15 protein-coding genes are annotated in these 22,437 nt (G+C 71.3%); 10 read left to right on the forward strand and 5 right to left on the reverse strand.

Annotated features, from left to right (window positions below):
* The 3 genes from QL985_RS07630 to QL985_RS07640 form a co-directional block, all read right to left on the reverse strand.
* The coding region (locus QL985_RS07630; protein ID WP_290147704.1) for a biotin/lipoyl-containing protein at nt 1–744 on the reverse strand (744 nt) is incomplete at its 3' end.
* A 118-nt stretch (nt 745–862) separates the two neighbouring features.
* Nucleotides 863–2,230, reverse strand: a complete 1,368-nt coding sequence (lpdA, locus tag QL985_RS07635; protein WP_124109613.1) for a dihydrolipoyl dehydrogenase — start codon at nt 2,228–2,230, stop codon at nt 863–865.
* 171 nt (nt 2,231–2,401) lie between these two features.
* The gene (locus QL985_RS07640) at nt 2,402–3,928 is read right to left on the reverse strand and encodes a leucyl aminopeptidase (RefSeq protein ID WP_124109614.1); all 1,527 of its coding nucleotides are present in this window, start codon (nt 3,926–3,928) and stop codon (nt 2,402–2,404) included.
* Between the two features lie 216 nt (nt 3,929–4,144).
* Here QL985_RS07640 and QL985_RS07645 point away from each other — a divergent pair, with 216 nt between their 5' ends.
* The 5 genes from QL985_RS07645 to QL985_RS07665 all read left to right on the forward strand — a co-directional run bounded on the left by QL985_RS07645 (nt 4,145) and on the right by QL985_RS07665 (nt 10,592).
* Complete coding sequence (locus QL985_RS07645) at nt 4,145–5,077, forward strand: PAC2 family protein (RefSeq protein WP_121240615.1); 933 nt, start codon at nt 4,145–4,147, stop codon at nt 5,075–5,077.
* 57 nt (nt 5,078–5,134) lie between these two features.
* Nucleotides 5,135–6,430 (forward strand): MFS transporter, encoded by a 1,296-nt coding sequence (locus QL985_RS07650; RefSeq protein ID WP_259905611.1) that lies wholly within the window; start codon nt 5,135–5,137, stop codon nt 6,428–6,430.
* 168 nt (nt 6,431–6,598) lie between these two features.
* Nucleotides 6,599–7,894 carry a hypothetical protein gene (locus QL985_RS07655; RefSeq protein ID WP_124109615.1) on the forward strand — a complete coding sequence of 432 codons (1,296 nt, stop codon included), beginning with the start codon at nt 6,599–6,601 and terminating at the stop codon, nt 7,892–7,894.
* A gap of 449 nt (nt 7,895–8,343) precedes the next feature.
* Nucleotides 8,344–9,864 (forward strand): RNA polymerase sigma factor, encoded by a 1,521-nt coding sequence (locus QL985_RS07660; protein WP_082698320.1) that lies wholly within the window; start codon nt 8,344–8,346, stop codon nt 9,862–9,864.
* A gap of 32 nt (nt 9,865–9,896) precedes the next feature.
* Nucleotides 9,897–10,592, forward strand: a complete 696-nt coding sequence (locus QL985_RS07665) for a class I SAM-dependent methyltransferase (protein ID WP_059281053.1) — start codon at nt 9,897–9,899, stop codon at nt 10,590–10,592.
* A gap of 114 nt (nt 10,593–10,706) precedes the next feature.
* Here the strand turns inward: QL985_RS07665 and QL985_RS07670 are convergent, their stop codons facing one another.
* Nucleotides 10,707–10,907, reverse strand: coding sequence for a hypothetical protein (locus tag QL985_RS07670; protein ID WP_047978633.1), 201 nt, complete (start codon nt 10,905–10,907; stop codon nt 10,707–10,709).
* A gap of 222 nt (nt 10,908–11,129) precedes the next feature.
* Here QL985_RS07670 and QL985_RS07675 point away from each other — a divergent pair, with 222 nt between their 5' ends.
* Complete coding sequence (locus tag QL985_RS07675) at nt 11,130–13,238, forward strand: DNA topoisomerase IV subunit B (RefSeq protein WP_059281052.1); 2,109 nt, start codon at nt 11,130–11,132, stop codon at nt 13,236–13,238.
* A 140-nt stretch (nt 13,239–13,378) separates the two neighbouring features.
* On the opposite strand, the gene QL985_RS07680 is transcribed toward QL985_RS07675, so the two are convergent.
* Nucleotides 13,379–15,934, reverse strand: a complete 2,556-nt coding sequence (locus QL985_RS07680) for a DNA topoisomerase IV subunit A (protein ID WP_059281051.1) — start codon at nt 15,932–15,934, stop codon at nt 13,379–13,381.
* Between the two features lie 70 nt (nt 15,935–16,004).
* On the opposite strand from QL985_RS07680, the gene QL985_RS07685 reads away from it, so the two are divergent.
* The 4 genes from QL985_RS07685 (at nt 16,005) to QL985_RS07700 (ending at nt 22,236) form a co-directional block, all read left to right on the forward strand.
* Complete coding sequence (locus QL985_RS07685; protein WP_259921540.1) at nt 16,005–18,695, forward strand: GNAT family N-acetyltransferase; 2,691 nt, start codon at nt 16,005–16,007, stop codon at nt 18,693–18,695.
* Nucleotides 18,696–18,708: 13 nt separating this feature from the next.
* Complete coding sequence (locus tag QL985_RS07690; protein WP_121240625.1) at nt 18,709–20,316, forward strand: serine/threonine-protein kinase; 1,608 nt, start codon at nt 18,709–18,711, stop codon at nt 20,314–20,316.
* Nucleotides 20,317–20,404: 88 nt separating this feature from the next.
* Nucleotides 20,405–21,109: a DUF5998 family protein gene (locus tag QL985_RS07695; protein WP_035885321.1), complete on the forward strand. Its 705-nt coding sequence runs from the start codon at nt 20,405–20,407 to the stop codon at nt 21,107–21,109.
* Nucleotides 21,106–22,236 (forward strand): nucleotide pyrophosphatase/phosphodiesterase family protein, encoded by a 1,131-nt coding sequence (locus tag QL985_RS07700; protein WP_239358137.1) that lies wholly within the window; start codon nt 21,106–21,108, stop codon nt 22,234–22,236. The genes QL985_RS07695 and QL985_RS07700 overlap by 4 nt, the downstream gene beginning before the upstream one ends.
* Nucleotides 22,237–22,437: the final 201 nt, after the last annotated feature.

The following is a 22,437-nucleotide window of genomic DNA, read 5'->3' on the forward strand; positions in this document are numbered from 1 at the left end:
GTCCTCGCCGGAGTCGGCGGTGGTGGCGGCGTCCTCGACCTTCTCGGCCTTGGTCTCACCGGACTTCTCGGAGGAGCCGTTGTCGGAGCCGGAACCGTTGTCGGAACCGGCCGCGGACTCGTCGCCCACGATGGCCAGGACCTGGCCGACCTCGGCGTCCTCGTCCTCCTGGACCTTGATCTCCAGGATGGTGCCGGCCACGGGGGAGGGGACCTCGGTGTCGACCTTGTCGGTGGAGACCTCCAGCAGGGGCTCGTCCACCTCGATGCTCTCGCCGACCTGCTTGAGCCAGCGGGTCACGGTGCCCTCGGTCACGGACTCGCCCAGCGCGGGGAGGGTGACCTCCACGGAGTTGCCCGACGCCTGCTTGGTGTCCGCCTTCGGGGCCTCCTGTGCCTCCTCGGAGGAATCGCCGGAATCATCGGAGGAGTTCTGGGCGGAGTCCTGCGAGGCGGACTCTTCGGCGGTGTCCGCACCGGAGTCGGATTCCTGGTCGGAGCCGCCGGAGCCGTCGCCGATCACCACGAGAGGGGCGCCGACCTCGACGTCCTCGTCCTCGTCCACGAGGATCTTCTCGACCACACCGGCCACGGGGGACGGAACCTCGGTGTCCACCTTGTCCGTGGAGACCTCCACCAGGGCCTCGTCCACCGCGACCTCGTCCCCGACCTGCTTCAGCCAGCGGGTGACGGTTCCTTCGGTGACAGACTCACCCAGTGCGGGCAGATTAACGGTTTCAGACATTGTCGCGTCCGTCCCTCTCTACAGAATTTCTCGAAAAATGTTCTACGTGTCCGGGCCCGGGCGGTACCGGGAGGAGAAAGCGGGTGCGCGTCCCCGGGGATGCGCACCCGCTCGTGGCTCAGCCGTGCAGGGGAGAGCCTGCCAGTGCCATGGCGGCCTCTCCGATGGCCTCGTTCTGCGTGGGGTGCGCGTGGACGAACGCCGCGACGTCCTCCGGGTAGGCCTCCCAGTTGACCATGAGCTGGCCCTCGCCGATCTGCTCGCTGATGCGGGTGCCGATCGCGTGGAAGCCCACGATGGGGCCGTCCTTCTCGCGCACGAGCTTGACGAGGCCGCCGGTGCCGAGGATCGAGCTCTTGCCGTTGCCGGCCAGGTTGTACTCGAAGGTCTCCACGTTCTCCTTGCCGAACTTCTCCTCGGCCTTGGGCTGCGAGTAGCCCACGGAGGCGATCTCCGGCTCGGTGAAGGTGACCTTGGGAACGTTGATGTCCGGGACCACCACGGGGTTCAGCCCGGCGATCTCCTCGGCCACGAAGCGGCCCTGCTGGTATCCGCGGTGCGCCAGCTGCACGCCGGGAACGATGTCGCCGATCGCGTAGATGTTGCCCACGCCCGTGTGCAGCCGCTCGTTCGGGGTCACGAACCCGCGGTCCATGGGGATGCCCTGGTCCTCGAAGCCCATGTCCGCGGTGTTGGGACCGCGGCCCACGGCCACGAGCACGATCTCCGCCTCGAACTCCTTGCCGTCCGCGAGGGTCACCTTGGCGCCGTTGTCGTTCTGCTCGACCTTCTCGAAGAAGGTGCCCAGGTTGGACTTGATGCCGCGCTTCTTGAACTCGCGCTCGAGCGTCTTGATGATCGCGGGATCCTCGTTGGCCACGAGGTGGGGCAGACCCTCGATCACGGTGACGTCCACACCGAACGAGCGCCACATGGAGGCGAACTCGCAGCCGATGACGCCGCCGCCGAGGACGATCGCGGACTTGGGCACGAAGTCGATCTCGAGCGCCTCGGTGGAGGTCATCACGCGGCCGCCGATCTCCAGACCCATGGTCTTGGAGACGGATCCGGTGGCCAGGATGATGTGCTCACCCGTGTACGTGGTGCCGTCCACGTCGATGGTGTTCTTGCCCGTGAGCTTGCCGTTGCCCTGGATGACATCGACCTTGCGCATCTTCATCAGCCCGGTGAGGCCCTTGTACTTGCCCTGCACGATCTTGTTCTTGTAGTCGCGCACGGCACCCATGTCGATGGACTCCAGGGTGGCCTTGATGCCGTACTTCTCCGACTCCCGGGCGCCCTCTGCGAGCTCGGCGGAGTGCAGGTACGCCTTGGTGGGGATGCAGCCCCAGTGCAGGCACGTGCCGCCGAGCTTCTCCTTCTCGATCAACGCCACGGAGTAGCCCAGCTGCACCGCGCGCAGAGCGGCGGAGTACCCGGCAGATCCTCCGCCCAGGACCAGGATGTCGTATTGGTTGTCGGCCACGTTGGCTCCCTCGGGGTTCGAGTTCTTGGATTCGGATGTCCGCCCGAGGCCCGATCCAGGGTCTGAGGAGGACGGTCACGGTTGGGGTCAAGCCTAACGCCACCCACGGGGCCCCACCAGGTATTGCTGCCCGGTGGGCCCCGCGACGTGGCGCACTTCACGCGGCGCTGCTCACTCGGCGTGGGCGGCCGCAATCTCGAGCATGGTCCGCACGCCGAAGCCCGTGCCCTCCCTGGGGGTGTAGCCCCACGGCTGGGCCTCGTTGAAGGACGGTCCGGCGATGTCGATGTGGGCCCAGGGGAGCCTGCGTCCACCCTGCTCCGGCACGAACTCGCGCAGGAACAGGCCGGCCACGAGCATTCCGCCGTGCTTGTCGCCCATGTTCTTCAGGTCCGCCACGAAGGAGTCCAGCGAGGGGCGCAGGTGCTCGGGCAGGGGCATGGGCCACGCGGGCTCGCCCGCGCGACCGGCGGCGTCGACCACGAGGGAGCGGGCGGCGTCGTCGCCCATGACACCGGCGGTGCGGACGCCGAGCGCGGCCATCTGCGCGCCGGTGAGGGTGGCGATGTCGACGAGCAGGTCGGGGTTCTCCTGGCCGGCGGCCCACAGGCCGTCGGCGAGCACCAGGCGACCCTCGGCGTCCGTGTTGAGCACCTCGACGGTGTGGCCGCTGTGCATGTGCAGGACGTCGCCGGGACGGGTGGCCGAGCCCGAGGGCAGGTTCTCCGCGAGGCACAGCCAGCCGGTCACGGCCACGGGCAGCTCGAGGGCCGCCGCGGCGAGGACCGTGCTCAGTACGGCCGCGGCACCCGCCATGTCCGACTTCATGGTCATCATCGAGGCCGGCGGCTTCAGGGAGAGCCCGCCCGAGTCGAACGTGATCCCCTTGCCCACCAGGGAGACGTGCTTCTTGGCGCGCGCCGGGGACCAGCGCAGCTTCACGAGCCGGGAACCGTTGACGGAGCCCTGACCCACGCCGAGCAGACCACCGAAGCCGCCGCGGGTCAGCTCCTTCTCCGCGAGCACCTCGACCTTGACCTTGGTGCCCTTGGCGGCGGTGGTGGCCACGTCCGCCACGAACTCCGGGGTGGCGGTGTCCGGGGAGAGGTCCACGAGCGTGCGGGTCAGACGCACCGCGCGGGCCACGTGGCGGGCACGCTCGACGGCGGGCTTCGCGGCCTTGGCGAGGTTCTTGGGCACGCTCACCACGGCGGATTCCAGGGGCCGGTCCTTGTCCTCGACGGTGCGGGTCTTCTGAGCGGTGTACACGAACGCTGCGAGGCCCACGCCCTCGGCCACGGCCTGGACCTGCTCGGCGGTGTCCACGGGCAGGGAGACCACGGCGGACGAGGCCCGGCCCTGCAGCGCACGCACAGCAGAGCCCGCGGCGAGGCGCAGGTTCTCGAGCTGCGCCCGGCCCTGGCCCTCACCGAGGCCCGTGAAGACCACGAGACCAGCGCGGACGTCGTCCGGCGCGGGGACCACGACGACCTTCTCCAGGCGGCCCGACGCCTGCGCCCGCTCGGCGAGCTGCGCCAGACGACGCCGGACTCCCGCCTTCACGTCGCTCGGCACTGAGACGGTGCCGTCCTGGAGGACGCCCAGCACGAGTGCGTCCGTGGCGGAGTCGCCCAGGGGCTTGGTGGCGGCGGTGAGGCTCACCTCATGGGTCGTGAGGATCTCTTGCGCTGTGGTCACTGTGATGTCCTTCCACGCCTGGCTGAGAACGGTCGGAGCCGCGGTGCAGGTGGCCGCGGGCCCGGGCGCAGTGCGCCGATGTGACACCGATCCTAGTCATCCGGCTGCGGTCTGCGGGGCGGGAATACCCTGTGACCCCGGGGGCGTTCCCTGTCCATCGAGGGCGCGCGCCGTGGTCTGCGGGTGCGCCGCGGCCTGTGTCCACTAGGAGGAGAAGTGATGGATCCCACGGCCCTGTACCTGGGCAACCCCGCTCTGCTGGGTGATGACCGGCTGCGTGGTCTGCCGATGATCGTGGCCCTCTCCGGGTACGTGGAGGCCGGGCACCTCGCGGGTCAGATCGAGGCAGTGGTCCTGGACTCCATGCCGAGCGAGACGGTGGCACGCTTCGACCTCGACCAGCTCTACGACTACCGTTCGCGGCGCCCCCGGGTGACCTTCGCGGAGGACCACTTCGAGGACTGGGAGGCTCCCGAGCTGAACCTGCACCTCGTCACCGACGGTCTGGACCGGCACTTCCTGCTGCTCACCGGTCCGGAACCGGACACCCAGTGGGAACGGTTCGCCGCGGCCGTGGTGGGGCTTGCCCAGCGGTTGCGGGTCTCCCTGGTGGCGATCGTGAACGGCATCCCGATGCCCGTGCCCCACACCCGTCCCGTCCTCGTGACGGCCCACGGTCCGCGCGCGGACCTGCTGCCCCGCATGGGCGGGAGCCGGCCGAGCTTCGAGGTGAGCGCCTCGGCCTCCCATCTGCTGGAGCTGCGCTTGCAGGAGCACGGGATCGACCACGTGGGTCTGTCCGTTCACGTCCCTCAGTACCTCGCGGAGTCCTACCTCCCGCAGGCTGCGGTGGCGGCTCTTGAGCACCTCAGTGCGGTCACGGGCCGCACGCTGCCCACCGACGAGCTGCGGGAGGCCTCCCGGGACGTGATCCGCCAGATCGACGAGCAGGCGAACTCGTCCCCCGAGGTGCAGGCCGTCATCGAGAGCATGGAACGGCGCTACGATGACGTGGTGGACGCGTCCGCCCGCCGGTCCATCCTCGCCGGGCCCGACGACTCCGATCTTCCTGACGCCGACGACCTCGGCGCCGCGGCCGAGGCGTTCCTGGCCGCTCGCAACGACTCGGACGGCCACCAGGACCAGTAGCCCACGGGCCGCGCGCGCGGGGGCAGAGCAACGACTGCCCCCGGAAGGCCCTCCAGCATGCCCCGCATCCCCTCGCCCAGCGCGCCCCGGTCCAGGGACTCTCTCACCGCGTGGCTGATCCTGGCGGTGGGGATGTTCGCCTATTTCTCCGCCGTGGCCCAGCGCACGAGCTTCGGGGTGGCGTCCGTGGAGGCCGCCGAGCGCTTCCAGACCGCGGCCTCCGGTCTCTCCCTGTTCTCCATGATGCAGGTGCTGGTCTACGCGGCGCTGCAGGTTCCCGTGGGGGTCCTGGTCGACCGCTTCGGCCCGCGCATCCTGATCACGGTGGGCGGGGTGGCCATGGCGGCAGGGCAGCTGCAGCTGGCCTCGGCGCAGTCGGTGGCCGAGGGTGTGGTGGGACGCGTCCTGGTGGGCGCCGGGGACGCGGCCACGTTCGTGTGCGTCATGCGCCTGCTGCCCGTGTGGTTCTCGCCGTTGCGCGTCCCGATGCTCTCCCAGGTGGTGGGCATGACGGGCAACCTGGGGCAGCTGTTCTCCGTGCTGCCCTTCGCCGTGCTGCTGCACGCCGCCGGGTGGGTGCCCTCGTTCGTGGTGATGGCGGGAATCGCCATGCTCGCCGCGGTCCTGTCCGGACTGCTGCTGCGCAACCACCCGCCCGGTGCGCGGGAGCTCAGCGACAGCATCTCTTTCTCCGCGGTGCGCGCGTCCATGGGCCTGGCGCTGCATGAACCGGGGACGCGCCTGGGCTTCTGGGGGCACTTCACGGTCCAGTTCGCGGGCAACACGTTTGCGCTGATGTGGGCCTACCCGTACCTGCAGAACGCCCAGGGGCTGGACCCGGGGCAGGCCTCTGCCGTGATGACGGTGTACGTGGTCTTCAACGTGGTGGTGGCGCCCGTGATCGGCAGGCTGAGCGCGCGCTTCGCCCACCACCGCTCCAGGCTGGTGCTGGCCTGCTGCGCGGTCAGCTGGTCCGGCTGGGCGGTCCTGCTGCTGTGGCCGGGCAGGGCTCCGCTGGCCGTGGTCTACGGGGGTGTGTGCCTGATAGCCCTCTCCCTTCCCGCCTCCATGATCGCGTTCGACATCGTGCGCTCGTTCAGCCCGCCCCGGGTCAGCGGCACGGCCACGGGACTCGCCAACGTGGGGGGCTTCGCGGCGTCCCTGCTCGCCATCTGGGTCACCGGGCTGGTGCTGGACCTGCTCTACGGAGCCGGGATCTCGTCCACCCTGTACGACGGCGAGGCGTTCCGTCCCGCGATCGCCGCCCAGGGACTCGTGGCGCTCGTGGGCACGCTGGCCATCCTGCGGTGCAGCCGCCAGGTCCGTCGCGTCCACGGACCCGATGCGGTCTGACGCGGTCTGACGCCCTTCGCGGAGGGCGCGCCCGCGGCGGGCGGTGCCGGGTGCGTGCCGCGGTGAGCGCACTGCACCACGGTGGTCCCGGTGCGCCTGCGGCCCCCGGCCCTCCACGTACGACGCCGCGGCCACGCGGACGTTCGTACCCCGGGGCACCGTGGGGGCATGACCGTGGCTCCTGAATCCACCCCGACCGTGACCGTCCGCCGCTGCGAGGACCTGCTCGCACTGATTCCCCACCAGCTGGGGCACAGCCCCTGCGACGGCACCGTGCTGTTCCTTCCCGTGAGGGATGGGCACGCCCTGTGCCTCAGCCTCGACACCCCGGATTCCCGAGCGGACCTGCCTGCGGTGGCCGAGGACCTGGCGGAACTCCTCGCGGGCACGCCGCACTGCGGTGAGCTGGTGGTGGTGGTCTACTGCGCCACGGAGACAGGGGACGCGGTGACCGAGGCCTCCGGGGCCCTCGCACGGTGGCGGAGAATCGTGGACCTCACGGGATTCGAGCTGCTGCGGCAGCTCGTGGTGGGGCCCACCCACTGGTGGGACGCCGACGAGCCGGAGCGGGCACTGCCGGCCCGGCTGATCCGGGACAGCCCCGTGAACGCCCAGCTCGTGGCCGAGGGCAGTGGAGCGGAACCACCGCTCCTGCGCGACGACCCCGTGTGGCGGTCCCGCGTGCAGGAGAGAGGAGCGCACCTGCGCGACGCGCTCCAGCGCTCCGCGGACCGCAGCCCCCGGGAGACGGCGGACCGGCACGCCGCCGCGCGGCCCCCACGGTCCACCTCGTCCCACGACCTCACGGTGGGCCAGGCCAGGGCACGGCTCGCAGCCTGGTCGGCCGCCGGGCACAGTGTGGGCCGGAACCGGAACCGCTGGGTGGCGGAAGTTCTCGCGTGGCCCGACCGCATACTCCTCCGGCTGCTGGACGACCTGGGAGACGATCTCAGCCGGGACGCCCTCCTCTACATGTGGCTCACCGGCAGCCCAGAGCGCGCGGCGGCCGCGCTGGTGGGGCTGCATGCGGCGTCGCGGCGCCTGGAGGGAGGCGCCCCGGGGCGGCTGGATCCCGACGCGGAGACCATTGACGAGGCACTGCGGTGCGTCGCCGCGGTGTCCGGGGAGTGGGACGGACCACCGCACTGGGACTCCGTGGACAGCGCCCACAGGGTGCTCCAGGTGCTCGACGCGGTGATGGCGGCCAACACCGGGGATGAGGACCGTGGGCGGGAGGCACGCACCACGGTGGTCGCCGTTCTGGCTCAGCTGGAGCACTACCGTGGGCGGTCCCTCACGGCCGCTCGCCTGCTGGGGGGACACTGCCACGAGGGCAGTGCTCCGGGGGCTGGGCGCCACGCCGTGAGCGACGTCCGGCGCCGCCTGAGCACGCTTCCCACACCGTGGTGGTGCTCGAGCCGGGCCACGGCGTGGCCGGGACGCCACCACTGGAGCCGTGGCTGACGGCACGGACCCGCGGGAGGGGCATGGGGTCGTCGTGCGTGGCCGGCGGGGGACCGCGGTGGTGCGGTGCGCGGGACGGAGCCGTGGCACGAAAAACTTTCTCCCCGGGGGTGGGAACAATCTGCGGGGGTGTGGCGTTGCCGGGAGTAGGACCCTCAGAGTCCCGGCCGGACAGCCCTGTCCCCGCGCCGGACTTGACAGGGTCATAGGCGTGTTGGCCACCCGCGTGGTACGCGTCCGAAGATCTGTCCAACGAAAGGTTTTCCGTGTCACCAGCTGCCAGCAAGACCGCGTCCGCCTCGCAGGCCCCCGCGGCGGAGACCGCCTCGGCGGCGTCGGCCTCCCAGAGCGGCGCGAGCACGAGCGGCGCCGCGAAGAAGGCCCCCGCCAAGAAGACCACGGCGGCCAAGAAGACGACCGCGGCCAAGACCACGGCCGCGAAGAAGACCGTGGCCCGCAAGAGCACCGCCGCCAAGAAGACCACGGCGGCCTCGTCGCGCACGGCGAGCTCCACCGCGCCTGCGGCGTCGGACGCTGCAGAACAGACGGCGGCCACCGCGGAGGCCTCGACCACGACGGCTTCCACCGCGAAGACTGCGGGGACCAGGACGGCAGCCCGCAAGACGGCTGCACCCAAGAAGACCGCGGCCAAGAAGACGGCCGCCACCAAGAGCACCGGCACGCGGACAACGGGCACCACCAAGACCGCGGGCACCACCAAGGCTGCGGGAGCCGCGGCCAAGGCCTCCACGGAGGAGAAGCCCGGCACCACGGAGACACCCCGCAAGAGTGCGGCCAAGGCCGCACCCAAGAGCACCGGCACCGGGCGCGGTCGCAAGAAGGCCGACCCCGTGGACGAGGCGCTCGCCGAGGACGAGATCGTGACGGAGGATCTCCAGGACGACGCCGAGGACGACGACGCCCAGGAGTCCCAGCAGGCGTCGGTGGAGGAGTCCGCGCAGCTCATGAAGGGGCGCCAGGACCGCAGCGCCCGCGGCTTCGTGCTGACCAGCAACGACGACGACGACGCCCCGGCGCAGCAGGTGGTCGTCGCCGGAGCCACCGCGGACCCCGTCAAGGACTACCTCAAGCAGATCGGCAAGGTCGCGCTGCTGAACGCGGAGCAGGAGGTGGACCTCGCGCTGCGGATCGAGGCCGGGCTCTACGCCGAGCACAAGTTCGCGGACGAGGCCGACTCCATGGATGCCGACACCCGCCGCGCCTACCGCTGGGTGATCCACGACGGCCGCCGCGCCAAGAACCACCTGCTGGAGGCCAACCTGCGGCTCGTGGTGTCCCTGGCCAAGCGCTACACCGGCCGCGGCATGCTGTTCCTGGACCTCATCCAGGAGGGCAACCTTGGCCTCATCCGCGCGGTTGAGAAGTTCGACTACACCAAGGGCTTCAAGTTCTCCACGTACGCCACGTGGTGGATCCGCCAGGCCATCACCCGCGCCATGGCGGACCAGGCCCGCACCATCCGCATTCCCGTGCACATGGTGGAGGTCATCAACAAGCTGGCCCGCGTGCAGCGCCAGATGCTGCAGGACCTGGGCCGCGAGCCCACCCCGGAGGAGCTCGCCAACGAGCTGGACATGACCCCCGAGAAGGTCGTGGAGGTGCAGAAGTACGGCCGTGAGCCCATCTCCCTGCACACCCCCCTGGGCGAGGACGGCGACTCCGAGTTTGGTGACCTCATCGAGGACTCCGAGGCCGTGGTCCCCGCGGACGCCGTGTCCTTCACCCTGCTGCAGGAGCAGCTGCACTCCGTGCTGGACACCCTGTCCGAGCGGGAGGCCGGCGTGGTGGCCATGCGCTTCGGTCTCACCGACGGTCAGCCCAAGACCCTGGACGAGATCGGCAAGGTCTACGGCGTCACTCGTGAGCGGATCCGCCAGATAGAGTCCAAGACCATGTCCAAGCTGCGCCACCCGTCCCGCTCGCAGGTGCTGCGGGACTACCTGGACTGATGCCGGCGCACGGCCCGGCAGAAGGGCACGAGATGACCGCGCGCGACGCGCAGGTGCAGGGCATCTTCAACCGCATCAATGTGGAGTACGACCGCATCAACGCGCTCATGACCCTGGGCGGCCACGCCCGCTGGTGCCGCGAGGTGGCCCGGCGGGCACAGGTGCCGCCGCGCGGGAGACTGCTGGACATCGCCACGGGCACCGGTGAGATCGCCCTGGCCGTGCGGCGTCGTGAACCGCGAGCGGAGGTGGTGGGGGTGGACTTCTCCGAGAACATGCTGGCCGAGGCCCGCACCAAGCCGGGCGCGGACTCGGTCACCTGGGAGTTCGCGGACGCCCACGAGCTGCGGTACGAGGACGCGTCCTTCGACGCCGTGACGCACGGGTACCTGCTGCGCAACGTCAGTGACGTCCCCAGGGTGCTGCGCGAGCAGTTCCGTGTGCTCAGGCCCGGTGGCCGGGTGGTGGTGCTGGAGACGGCCCCGCCGCGCGGGCTGCTCAAGCTCGCGGTCTCCGTGGGCATGAGTGTGGTGCTTCCGCTGCTGGGTCAGATCGTGGCCCGGGACCGCAGCGCGTACAGCTACCTCAAGTCCTCCACGCTGGGGTTCGTCCCGCCCGCCGAGGTGGAACGACAGCTGCGGGAGGCAGGGTTCCAGGACGTGGGCTCCGAGAGCCGGTACCTGGGGACCAACGTGATCTTCTGGGGCCGCAAGCCCACGGCCATCTGATCCTCACGGGACCGTGGTACGAGACGAGGCGCGCACCGCACGGTGCGCGCCTCGTCTCATAGCATCTCCTGCGCAGCCCCGGTCAGTCTCTGCCGCCGTGGCGCGGTGGAGGACTCAGGCCCCGATGTGCTCGGTCTCGTCCTGCCACGTGGCGGCCAGGGGACGCAGCTTGTCCTCGTTGACCCGGGCGTGGTGGGCGCAGAACAGCAGCTCGCCGCCGGTGGATTCGAGGACCACGCGGACGTAGGCCTGCGCGCCGCAGGCATCGCAGCGGTGGGTCGCATTCAGTTCACGCGCTTCGAGTGTCGCGTTCATGGGATCCTCCTCACAGGTGTGGAATGCGGCGGGCACGCGTGTGCGCACCGCAGCGCGATGTCGGCTCGATCAGCTGGATCGCACGTCCCAGTACAACCCACGCGCGCGGCCATTGCTTCCCGCGTGGCCGGTGTTTCGCCCACCGCGCACAAAACCGGGGCGCCGTCTAGAGTGATGAGGTCCCCAACGCCCTCGCGGCCCCCCCGACCCCGGAAGAAGCCCGTGACACCGTCTCGATCCGAATACAACGCCCGCCACCTCTCCGTGCTGGAGGGACTGGAAGCGGTGCGCAAGCGCCCGGGCATGTACATCGGCTCCACGGACTCCCGCGGACTGATGCACTGCCTGTGGGAGATCATCGACAACTCGGTGGACGAGGCACTGGCGGGCTATGGGCAGGACATCGCGCTGTTCCTGCACAAGGACGGCTCCGTGGAGGTCCACGACGACGGCCGCGGCATCCCCATCGACATCGAGCCCCGCACCGGACTGACCGGGGTGGAGGTGGTGTTCACCAAGCTGCACGCGGGCGGCAAGTTCGGCGGGGGCTCGTACTCCGCCTCCGGCGGTCTGCACGGCGTGGGTGCCTCGGTGGTCAACGCCCTGTCCGCGCGCCTGGACGTGCAGGTGGACCGCGGCGGCAAGACGTACCAGATGTCCTTCAAGCGCGGTGAGCCCGGAACGTTCACGGACAAGGGTGCGCCCTCCCCGAACGCGCCGTTCGAGCCGTTCACCACGGACTCGCACCTGCAGGTGGTGGGCAAGGCCAAACGGGGTGTCACGGGCACCCGGATCCGCTACTGGGCGGACGACCAGATCTTCACACCGGACGCGAAGTTCTCCACGGAGGAGCTCGTGCGCCGTGCCCGCCAGACGGCGTTCCTGATCCCCGGCCTGCGCATCACCGTCACCGACGAGCGCCGCCTGCCGGGCACCCCGGCTGCGGACGGCCCGGTGGAGGAGGTCTTCCAGTACGACGGCGGGATCTCGGAGTTCGCCGAGTTCCTCGCGCCGGACGCCCCCGTGACGGACGTGTGGCGGCTGCAGGGCCAGGGCTCGTTCACCGAGCGCGTGCCGGTGCTGGACGACTCCGGGCACGCGCAGCTGCAGGACGTGGAGCGCACGTGCGAGGTGGACGTCGCCCTGCGCTGGGGCGTGGGGTACGACACCACGGTGCGCTCGTTCGTCAACATCATCGCGACCCCCAAGGGCGGCACGCACCTGAGCGGCTTCGAGAACGCCCTGCTCAAGACGCTGCGCAAGCAGGTGGACGCGAACTCCCGCAAGCTCAAGGCCGGCAACGACAAGCTCGAGAAGGACGACGTCCTCGCCGGGCTCACCGCCGTCCTGACCGTGCGCCTGGCCGAGCCGCAGTTCGAGGGCCAGACCAAGGAGGTGCTGGGCACCCCCGCCGTGCGCCAGATCGTCGCCAAGGTCGTGGAAGCGGAGCTCACCAGGCAGCTGACGTCGAAGAAGCGCGACGACAAGGCCCAGGCGGGCCAGCTGCTCGAGAAGGTCGTGGCGGAGATGAAGTCCCGCATCTCGGCGCGGGTGCACAAGGAGACCCAGCGGCGCAAGAACGCCCTGGAGACCTCGTCCATGCCCACCAAGCTCGTGGAGTGCCGCTCCGCGGACGTGGCCCGCTCCGAGCTGTTCATCGTGGAGGGCGACTCCGCGCTGGGCACGGCCCGGCTGGCGCGCAACTCGAACCACCAGGCGCTGCTGCCCATCCGCGGCAAGATCCTCAACGTGCAGAAGGCTTCCATCACGGACATGCTGGCCAACGCCGAGTGCGCCGCGCTGATCCAGGTGATCGGCGCGGGCTCGGGGCGCAGCTTCGACCTGGACGCCGCGCGCTACGGCAAGGTCATCATGATGACGGACGCGGACGTGGACGGCGCCCACATCCGCACGCTGCTGCTCACCCTGTTCTACCGCTACATGCGCCCCCTCGTGGAGGCCGGCCGCGTCTACGCCGCAGTGCCGCCGCTGCACCGGGTGCAGATCGTGAACCCCGGCTCCAAGGCCAACGAGATGGTCTACACGTACTCGGAGCGCGAGCTGGACACCCTGCTGGGCAGCCTCGAGGAGCAGGGGCGGCGCTACAAGGAGCCCATCCAGCGCTACAAGGGTCTGGGTGAGATGGACGCGGACCAGCTCGCGGAGACCACCATGGACATCCGCCACCGCGTGCTGCGCCGGGTGCGGGTGTCGGACGCGGAGGCCGCGGAGCGCGCGTTCTCACTGCTCATGGGCTCGCAGGTGGCGCCCCGCAAGGACTTCATCGTGGCCGGCGCCTCGCACCTGAACCAGGAGCAGATCGACGCCTGACCGGCCGCTCGCCGCAGGTGGACGACCACGGGATGCGTCAGCGCGGCGGGGAGCACGACGCCGCCAGGTTGCGTCAGCGGTGACGTGACCGCCGGTCCCGCACGACAGGGCCTGCGGCCACGGACGCGGACCGCGACGTCTCAGCCCTCCGCTGACGCGGTGTCCGCATCCTCCCGGGACGCGCTCCCGGCGGTGGGAACCTCCACCGGCAGCCCCGTGAGGGCGGGACCCACGGCGGCCACGGCCCGGTCGATGCCCACCCCGGAGCCGTCCCGGCGCCCGTACTCGGTGGGCAGGCTCCGCGCGACCCCTGCGGCGGACACGGCCTTGCCCGGCCCGTGGCCCACCCACGCGAGGTTCAGCGTGTCCTCCCCGGCGAGCAGCCGTTGCGCACGCACACCCGCGGTGGCACGGCCCTTGGGCGGGAACTCGCTCAGGGGGGTGACCTTGACGGAGGCCTCTCCCATCTCCGGCAGCTGACCGTCCCCGCGGGCCTGCGTGACCACCACGGTGGACTCCTGCGGGATCACCGCCCCGCAGAAGATCACATGCTCACCGGCGGCGAGCTTCATCCCGGCCACGCCACCGGCGGTGCGGCCCTGCGGACGCACGGCGGAGGCGGGGAAGTGCAGCAGCTTGGCGTCCGAGGACACCATGACGAGCTCGGCGGCGTCCGGCGCGGCACCCACGCCCACCACGCGGTCCCCGTCCTTGAGCTTGATCGCGGACCACTGGTCCAGGTTCAGCGGGTAGTCGGGGTTCACGCGCTTGACCACGCCCGCGGCCGTGCCGATCACCACGACCTCGTTGAGGGGTGTCAGGCCCACGAGCGCCTCGTTCTTCTCTAGGCCCAGGAAGTCCGCGGCGGGCACACCGTCCGCGAGGCGGGGCACGCCGTCGAAGTCCTGCAGGACGGGAATGTCCACGCACGAGACACGCAGCATCCGGCCAGTTGACGTCACGGCGGCGATCTCGCCGCGAGCCGTCGCGGGGACCACGCTCGTGAGCGCGTCGTGCTTGAAGCGGCGCGAGCCGTCCGCCAGGGGAGTGCGCGCGGCGCTGCGGGCGATCCGCCCGGTGGTGGAGAGAAACGCCCAGCACTGGTCGTCGCTGATCTCCAGGGCCACGGAGGTGACCGCCTTCTTCCCGCCGGTCTGCGCCGCGGTCACGGCGGGCAGGTCCTCCGCCTCGAGCAGCACGGTGCGGCGCTCGTCCCCGAACTTTTGGGCGGTCTCGGACAGCTCGTCGGCGACGACGCCGCGCAGCGTGGTCTCCGAGCCCAGGATTGCCTCGAGCTCCGCGATCTCCCGCTGTAGCTGGTCACGCTCGGCCTCGAGCTCGATCCGGGAGAACTTGGTGAGCTGGCGCAGCCGCAGCTCCAGGATGTGCTCCGCCTGGGCCCGGGAGAGGTCGAAGACCGCGATCAGCCGGTCCCTGGCCTCGGCGGTCTCCTCGGAGCCTCGGATGATCTGGATGACCTCGTCGATGTCCACGATCGCGATCAGCAGACCCTCGACCAGGTGCAGCCGGTCCTGGCGCTTGGACAGGCGGAACGCGGTGCGTCGGCGCACCACGGCGATCCGGTGGTCCGTGTAGACGCGCAGCAGCTCCAGCAGGCCCATGGTCCGCGGCTGGCCGTCCACCAGGGCCACGTTGTTGATCCCGAAGGACTCCTCCAGCGGCGTGTGCTTGTAGAGCTGGGCGAGCACCGCCTGGGGGTTGAAACCGTTCTTGACCTCGATCACGAGCCGCAGCCCGTTGGTGCGGTCCGTGAGGTCCACCACGTCCGAGATGCCGGTGAGCTTCTTGGCCTGGACGGCGTCCTTGATCTTCTCGGTGACCTTCTCGGGACCCACCATGTAGGGCAGCTCGGTGACCACGATGCCCTGCTTGCGCGGGGAGACCTGCTCGATCGAGACCGTGGCGCGGGTGCGGAAGGAGCCGCGCCCGGTGCGGTACGCGTCCCGGATGCCCTCGAGCCCCACGATCCGCCCGCCCGAGGGCAGGTCAGGGCCGGGGATGAGCTTCATGAGCTCCTCCAGGGTGGCCTCGGGGTTCAGGACCAGGTGGCGGGCGCCGGCCGCGACCTCCCGCATGTTGTGCGGGGCCATGTTGGTGGCCATGCCCACCGCGATGCCCGTGGCGCCGTTGACCAGCAGGTTGGGGTACGCGGCCGGGAGCACGGCGGGCTGCTGGAACTGGTTGTCGTAGTTGGGCACGAAGTCCACGACGTCTTCGTCCAGGTCCCCGGTGAGCGTCCGGGCTGCCGGGGCCATGCGGGCCTCCGTGTAGCGCGGGGCGGCCGGACCGTCGTCGAGCGAGCCGAAGTTGCCGTGGCCGTCCACCAGGGGCACGCGCATGGCGAAGGACTGCGCCATGCGGACCATCGCGTCGTAGATCGCGGCGTCACCGTGGGGGTGCAGCTTGCCCATGACCTCGCCCACCACGCGCGCGCTCTTGACGTGGCCGCGGTCCGGGCGCAGCCCCATCTGGTCCATCATGAACAGGATCCGCCGCTGCACGGGCTTGAGGCCGTCCCGGGCGTCCGGCAGGGCGCGGGAGTAGATCACCGAGTAGGAGTACTCGAGGAAGCTGGTCTCCATCTCCTGGGTGACGTCCACGTCCACGATGTGCTCGACGAAGTCCTCGGGGAGGTCGTCCTGGGGGGAACGGGTGGCTGAGCGGCGACGAGCCATCGAGCGGCAACTCCTTGGATTCGGTGCGTGCTCCTGTGTCAGGGGCAGGCGGTTGGCTAGTCTGAAGTCTATGGGTTCCCTCGACGAGACTCCGCAGCAGCAGGCCTACCCCGAGTACTGGGAGGCGGACGTCATCCTGCGGGACGGCGCCACCGCGCACCTGCGCCCCATCAGCCCGCAGGACCAGGAGCTGCTGCAGCAGATGCACTCCTCGCAGTCCCAGGACAGCATCTACCTGCGCTTCTTCTCCTACAAGCCCAAGCTGTCCCAGCGGGAGCTGGAGCGCTTCACCACGGTGGACCACCGGGACCGCGTGTGCTTCGTGCTGATCCTGGGGGACAAGCTCATCGGCGTGGGCCGCTACGACCGCACCTCGCCGCGAGCGGCGGAGGTGGCGTTCATGATCTCGGACCACCACCAGGGCCGGGGCATCGGCTCCATCCTCCTGGAGCACCTGGCCGCGGCGGCCCGGGAGAACGGCATCAACCGCTTCACCGCCGAGGTGCTGCCCGAGAACCGCAAGATGCTGCACGTGTTCGTGGAGGCCGGCTACGACGTCTCCCGCCAGTTCGAGGACGGCGTGGTGGTCGTGGAGTTCGACATCGACCCCACCGAGAAGTCCCTGGCGGTCATGGCCGCCCGCGAGCACCGTGCCGAGGCCCGCTCCGTGCAGGACCTGCTCACACCGGCCACGGTGGCCGTGATCGGGGCCTCCGCCCACGAGGAGCACGCTGGTCACCACGCCGTCGAGAGCATCCTCGAGGGCGGGTTCACCGGAACCCTGTACGGCGTGGGCCACTCCCCGTTCGAGCGCGAGGGGCTCACCTTCGTCCCGGCCCTCTCGGAGATCCCCGACCCCGTGGACCTGGCCGTGATCGCCGTGCCCCGGGACGCCGTGGAGGAGGCGGTGACGGACTGCGGCCGAGCGGGCGTGCGCGCCGTCGTCGTGATGACGGGCGGCTACGCCGAGGACGGTGTGGAGGGTGCACTGGCCCAGCGCCGGCTCGTGCGGATCGCCCGCGCGGCGGGCATGCGCGTGGTGGGGCCTGCCAGCCTGGGGCTCATGAACACCGACCCTGCGGTCTCGCTCAACGCCTCCGTGCTGGAGCAGATGCCGCGGCGCGGTGGGCTGGGCCTGTTCTCCCAGTCCGGGGCCGTGGGCACCATGCTCTACGGCGCGGCACTGCGCCACGGGGTGGGGCTGTCCAGCTACCTGTCGGCGGGCAACCGCGCGGACGTCTCCGGCAACGACCTCATGCAGCACTGGGAGGACGATCCCGGGACCACGGTGTGCGGGCTCTACCTGCAGTCCGTGGGCAACCCGCGCAAGTTCTCGCGCATCGCGCGCCGGCTCTCGCTGTCCAAGCCCGTGATCGTGGCCAAGTCCGAGGTCACCGGGCTGCGGCTGCCCCCGGGCCACACCGGGCGCGTGACCCAGGCCCCGCCGGGCGCCCTGGACGCCATGTTCCGCCAGGCGGGGGTCATCCGGGCCACCACCGCGGAGCAGCTGCTGGACATCGCCGCGATCGCGGAGAGCCAGCCGCTGCCCGGATCCCGCCGGATCGCCGTGGTCTCCAACGCCCTCGCGCTCGCCCAGCTCACCGAGGACACGGCGCTGCGGCTGGACCTCGAGCCGGTGGTGGTCAACGGCTCCGTGGACACCACCCAGGGCGGGGAGGCCGCCCACCGCGCCGTCCTCGAGGCCGCCCGCGAGCAGCTGGCGTCCCAGGACGTGGACAGCGTGGTGCTCGTGCTCATGCCCGCGCAGGACCTGGACCGGGACGAGCTCGCGCGGGACGTGGCGCTCGCGGCACGCAGTGCGGGACGCACCACGGTGGCCGTGTTCACCGGCCAGCACGGCCCGGACAGTCTCACGGCATCGGTGCGCACCGCGGACGACGCCGCCCTGCCGTGCTTCGACTCGCCGGGCACCGCGATGCACGCCCTCGCTCAGGTGATCGACTACACCACGTGGCGCTCGCAGGAGCAGGGCGTGGTCACGGTGCCCGAGGACTTCGACTTCGAGGCCGTGGAGTCGGTGCTCGACCGGCTGCGGGAGAAGGTCACCGGGGACGAGCTCTACGAGCTGAGCACGGCCGAGCACAACGAGCTGCTCGGGCACGCTGGCATCCGGGTGCTGGAGTCCGTGCGCTTCAACGACCCGGAGGACGGCCCGGCCGCCGCCGAGCGCCTGGGGTACCCGGTGGCACTGAAGACCACGGACCCGTTCCTGCGCCACCGGCTGGACCTGGGCGGTGTGGTGCTCAACATTCAGGACTCGGACCAGCTGCGCGCGGCGATCGAGACCATGAAGCGCACCCTGGCCGGGTGGAACGTGACCGACTTCGAGGTCCAGCCCATGGCCCCCACGGGTCAGACCGTGGTGCTGCGGGCCGCCGAGGACCCTCTGATCGGACCCGTGCTGTCCTTCGGCATGACCGGCGACGCCGTGAACCTGCTGGACGACTGGGCGCACCGCGTCCCGCCGCTCACGGACCGGGACATCACCCGGATGGTGCGGGCCCCCAAGGCCGCGCGAAAGCTCTTCGGGTACCAGGGGGTCCCGCCGGTGGACACCACCGGGCTCGAGCATCTGGTGAACAGGGCGGCATTCCTCAAGGACCGCTTCCCGCAGATCGCGTTCCTGGAACTGAACCCCGTGGTGCTCTCCGGGCCGGTGCTGACCGTGCTCTCGGCCGTCGTCAAGATCGGGGACCCGGGCCAGCGCACGGACAGCGCCCGCCGCGCGATGCTGGGATAAGCGCGGCCCGACAGTGCGGGACACGATCGCCGGCCGTTTCGAGCTGCTGACGCCCATTGCGGAGGGCGGCAGCGGTGCCGTGTGGCGCGCCCACGACCTGCGGCTGGGCACGGAGTGCGCGGCCAAGGTGCTGCGGCAGCGGGACTCCGCGGACCTGCTGCGCTTCGTGCGCGAGCAGTCCGTGAACCTGGACCACCCGCACGTGGTCGCACCCTACGGCTGGGCGGCGGAGGACGAGCACGTGGCGATCGCCATGGAACTCGTCTCCGGCGGCACCCTGGAGGCCGCGCTGCAGGACAACGGCGCGGTGGCGGACTGGCTGGCGGAGGAGTTCGTGTGCCAGCTGCTGGAGGCCCTGCGGTTCGTGCACACCCGCGGATGGGTGCACCGCGATGTGAAGCCCGCCAACGTGCTGCTCGAACCCACGGGTTCTCGGCTCCCTGTCGCCCGGCTCGCGGACTTCGGCATCGCGGTCCGTCTCGACGACGCGCGCCTGACCCACACCGGCACGGTGGTGGGAACCCCCGGGTACCTGCCCTCGGAGGCCTACGCGCCGGGCAACCCCTCGCGGAGCATGGACCTCTACGCCGCGGGTGTGACCGCGGTGCGCATGGTCCTGCCCGAGGTGGACCTCAGCGCGGACCCGCTGCGCCCCGAGGACGTGGCGGAGCTCGAGCTCTTCGAGGACTCGCCCGCGCTGCGCACCGGGGTGGCGGGGCTGCTGGACCCGGACCCCGAGCAGCGTGTCCGGGCCGCCGACCGCCTGCTGGCGCAGCTGCTGGACACGGCGTCCGCTCGCGCGGGCAGGACAGCGCAGACCGCGGAGGGCGAGCCGTTCGAGGTCTTCGACGTCCTCGAGCCCACCACGGAGCGTGAGCTGTCCCCGGTGGCCGACGCCGCCCGCCTGCCCCCGGGAGCCCGGCGCACCGCCGACGCCCCGATTGCGTGGCACGCCGTGCACCGCCAGGCGATCTCCGCTCCGGAGCGCCCCGCGATGACCGAGCGCGGGGGAGACCTGCTGCGCCCCTTCTCCCCGGTGGGGGACGGTGGACACGACACGGAGCGTGCCACCCCGGCGTCGACCACCCGGTGGCCCGTGGCCGGACCGCCCGCGGAGGACAGCACGGAGCTCATCGACACCGCCGGCACCCCGGTGCTGGAGCAGGTGCCCGAGACTGGAGGGCGTGCCACCGCGGCCCCGGGACTCGCGGCACCGGGGCCCGAGGAGACGGCCCGACTGACCGCGACCTCCGGGGATCCTGCTCCCGCGGGGGCCGCGGAGGGGACGACGACGGCAGATCCAGTGGGCACGCGTGCCGCTGTGCCGTCCGGGAGTCGTGGGCCCGGGACCCGGTCACGGGCTCCCCGCTGGCCCTGGTGGGTGCTCACCGTGACCCTCGCGGTGCTCGCGCTGGTGGCGGGGTACGTGTGGCTCGGCCCGGCCCTGGCACGCTGGGGTGGGGCTGAGGGCCCGGGCACCACTCCGGAACCCACGCGGGCACCGGAGACCTCCGGGGTCCCCTCGGACGGCGTGGGCGGACCGCCCGCGGCCACCACGGACGTCACCCCGGAGTGCACGCAGCTCGAGGACGGAACGGTGTCCTGCGTGGTGACGCCCTGAGGGACCGCGGGGCACCGTGCGGCCCGCGGGGCGGCGTCGTGCGATGACACGGTGTGCCGCGGGGCCACCGGTGGAGGACAATGGCGCCATGACTTACTCAGCACCCGACGGCTCACGGCTCGTCCAGGACATCGAGAAGGCGGGGTTCTACCCGCAGCTCGTCACGGACGTGGTCATGGACTCCCTCGACGGCAGGCGGCCGGCGTCCCACCTCGTGCAGCTGGAGACCCACTTCACCAACACGGAGCTGCACCGCCACATCACGGCGCTGGTCCTGGCGGAGGACGTCCTGCACATCACCCACGTGGACGACCAGCAGCTGGACGAGAACGGCGCGGACACCGTGGCCCGCGTGTCCTCGGAGACCGTGCCCATCTCCCAGATCCGCTCCGTGACGCTGAGCTACGCGTACCATCAGCCCCAGAACTACCAGCCGGGCACACCGATCATGGAGCTGAACCTCGCGGTGAGCTGGACCGGGACGCAGCAGCTCGAGCTGTACCCGGCCATGTGCGAGGACCCGGAGTGCCAGGCCGACCACGGGTACACGGGCACCGCCGCGAGCGAGGACGTGGTGATGCGCATCAGCTCCGAGGCGGACGGGCAGGACGCCGTGGAGGGTGCGCGCGAGTTCGCCCGGACCCTGCGGCGCGCGAACGTGGCCCCTCTGACCGACTCCGGCGCCCAGATCGCACAGGCCCCGCACCAGGGGGCGTCCCGTCCGGAGCCCCCCGCCCCGCGCAGCCGCTTCGGGCACCGCCACAGCGGACGCGACGCGGGCCGCACCTCGTGAGCGCGCGCGAGCTGCCCCGCCCGCCGCGCTACGGGTCCCGCAGCATTGCGGACGTGCTGAGCTCGGCCGCCGCGGCCACGGGGGTGCCCGGGACGTGCAACGCGCTGAGCCTGCCGGCCGCGCACCGCTACGTGGTGGTGCTCGTGGACGGGCTCGGCTCCCGGCTGCTGCGGGAGGTCCAGGGCTACGCGCCCACGCTGCGCTCCGCGCAGTCCCTCGGGGAGCTCGACGCCGCGTTCCCCTCCACCACGTCCGTCTCCCTGTCCTGCCTGGGGACCGGAGCGGCCCCCGGGACGCACGGGATGCTCGGCTACGACGTGCTGGACCCCGCCACGGAGCGGGTGGTCAACATGCTGGGCCAGTGGCCCGCCGACGTCGATCCGCTCGCGTGGCAGCCTGTGCCCACCGTCCTCGAGCGCGCCGCGGAGCACGTGGACACCGCGACCGTGAGTGCGCCGCGCTTCGAGACCTCCGGACTCACCCGGGCGGCGCTTCGGGGCGGGCGCTTCGTCGGAGCCGACGGCGTGTACGCCCGGACGGCCCGCACCCTCGAGCAGCTGCGGGAGGGGCGCCGGGGACTGGTGTACTTCTACTGGGACGAGCTGGACAAGACCGGCCACAGGGTGGGCTGGCGCTCCGACGCGTGGCTGCGGTCTCTGGAGGAGCTGGACTCCGCCCTGAAACGTCTCGTGACACGGCTGCCCGCGAACACCCGGGTGCTGCTCACCGCGGACCACGGCATGGTGGACGTGGGCCCGGAGCACCGCCTGGACGTCAGTGGGGAGGCGGATCTGATGGACGGGGTCCGCCACACGGCGGGGGAGCCGCGGGCGGTGCAGCTGCACCTCTCCGCCCACGCAGATGCGGAGGACGTGGCGCAGCGCTGGCAGGAGCACTTCGGGGACGCGGTGTGGACTGCCACGCGGACCGAGCTCGCGCGGGCGGGCTACTTCGGTGCGGACCCGGACCCCCGGATGCTCGCCCGGGCGGGCGACGTGTGGATCCTGGGGAGGGAGGAGATCGCCCTCTACGACGTCTCCCGGCAGGGCACCCGGCCCTTGGGCATGGTGGGCCAGCACGGTTCCCTCACGGACGAGGAACGGTACGTGCCGGCCCTGCTGTGGTGAGCCGCAGAACCCCGCGCGGGGATCCCGTGGATGCCGTTCGACGAGTGGTCCTGGTGCGGGACCCTCAGCGGGCGGACCCGGCGTCGGCCCCCGAGGAGCTTTCGGCCTGACCCCCGCCCTGGGCCGCGTCGGCACCCGTGTTCGAGCCCTTGCCCGTGCCCCCAACGGTGGGCGGTGCCGTGGGGTTCACCGGGGGCTTCG

Origin of the sequence: Kocuria sp. APC 4018, from assembly GCF_030407675.1 — a bacterium.
Lineage (GTDB): Bacteria > Actinomycetota > Actinomycetes > Actinomycetales > Micrococcaceae > Kocuria > Kocuria rhizophila.

What these genes read in the sequence shown, in the direction of transcription:
- QL985_RS07685 (WP_259921540.1), top strand. Translation starts at nt 16,005, where the DNA reads ATGGGTTCCCTCGACGAGACTCCGCAGCAGCAGGCCTACCCCGAGTAC.
- QL985_RS07680 (WP_059281051.1), bottom strand. Translation starts at nt 15,934, where the DNA reads ATGGCTCGTCGCCGCTCAGCCACCCGTTCCCCCCAGGACGACCTCCCC.
- QL985_RS07650 (WP_259905611.1), top strand. Translation starts at nt 5,135, where the DNA reads ATGCCCCGCATCCCCTCGCCCAGCGCGCCCCGGTCCAGGGACTCTCTC.
- QL985_RS07665 (WP_059281053.1), top strand. Translation starts at nt 9,897, where the DNA reads ATGACCGCGCGCGACGCGCAGGTGCAGGGCATCTTCAACCGCATCAAT.
- QL985_RS07670 (WP_047978633.1), bottom strand. Translation starts at nt 10,907, where the DNA reads ATGAACGCGACACTCGAAGCGCGTGAACTGAATGCGACCCACCGCTGC.
- QL985_RS07655 (WP_124109615.1), top strand. Translation starts at nt 6,599, where the DNA reads ATGACCGTGGCTCCTGAATCCACCCCGACCGTGACCGTCCGCCGCTGC.
- QL985_RS07695 (WP_035885321.1), top strand. Translation starts at nt 20,405, where the DNA reads ATGACTTACTCAGCACCCGACGGCTCACGGCTCGTCCAGGACATCGAG.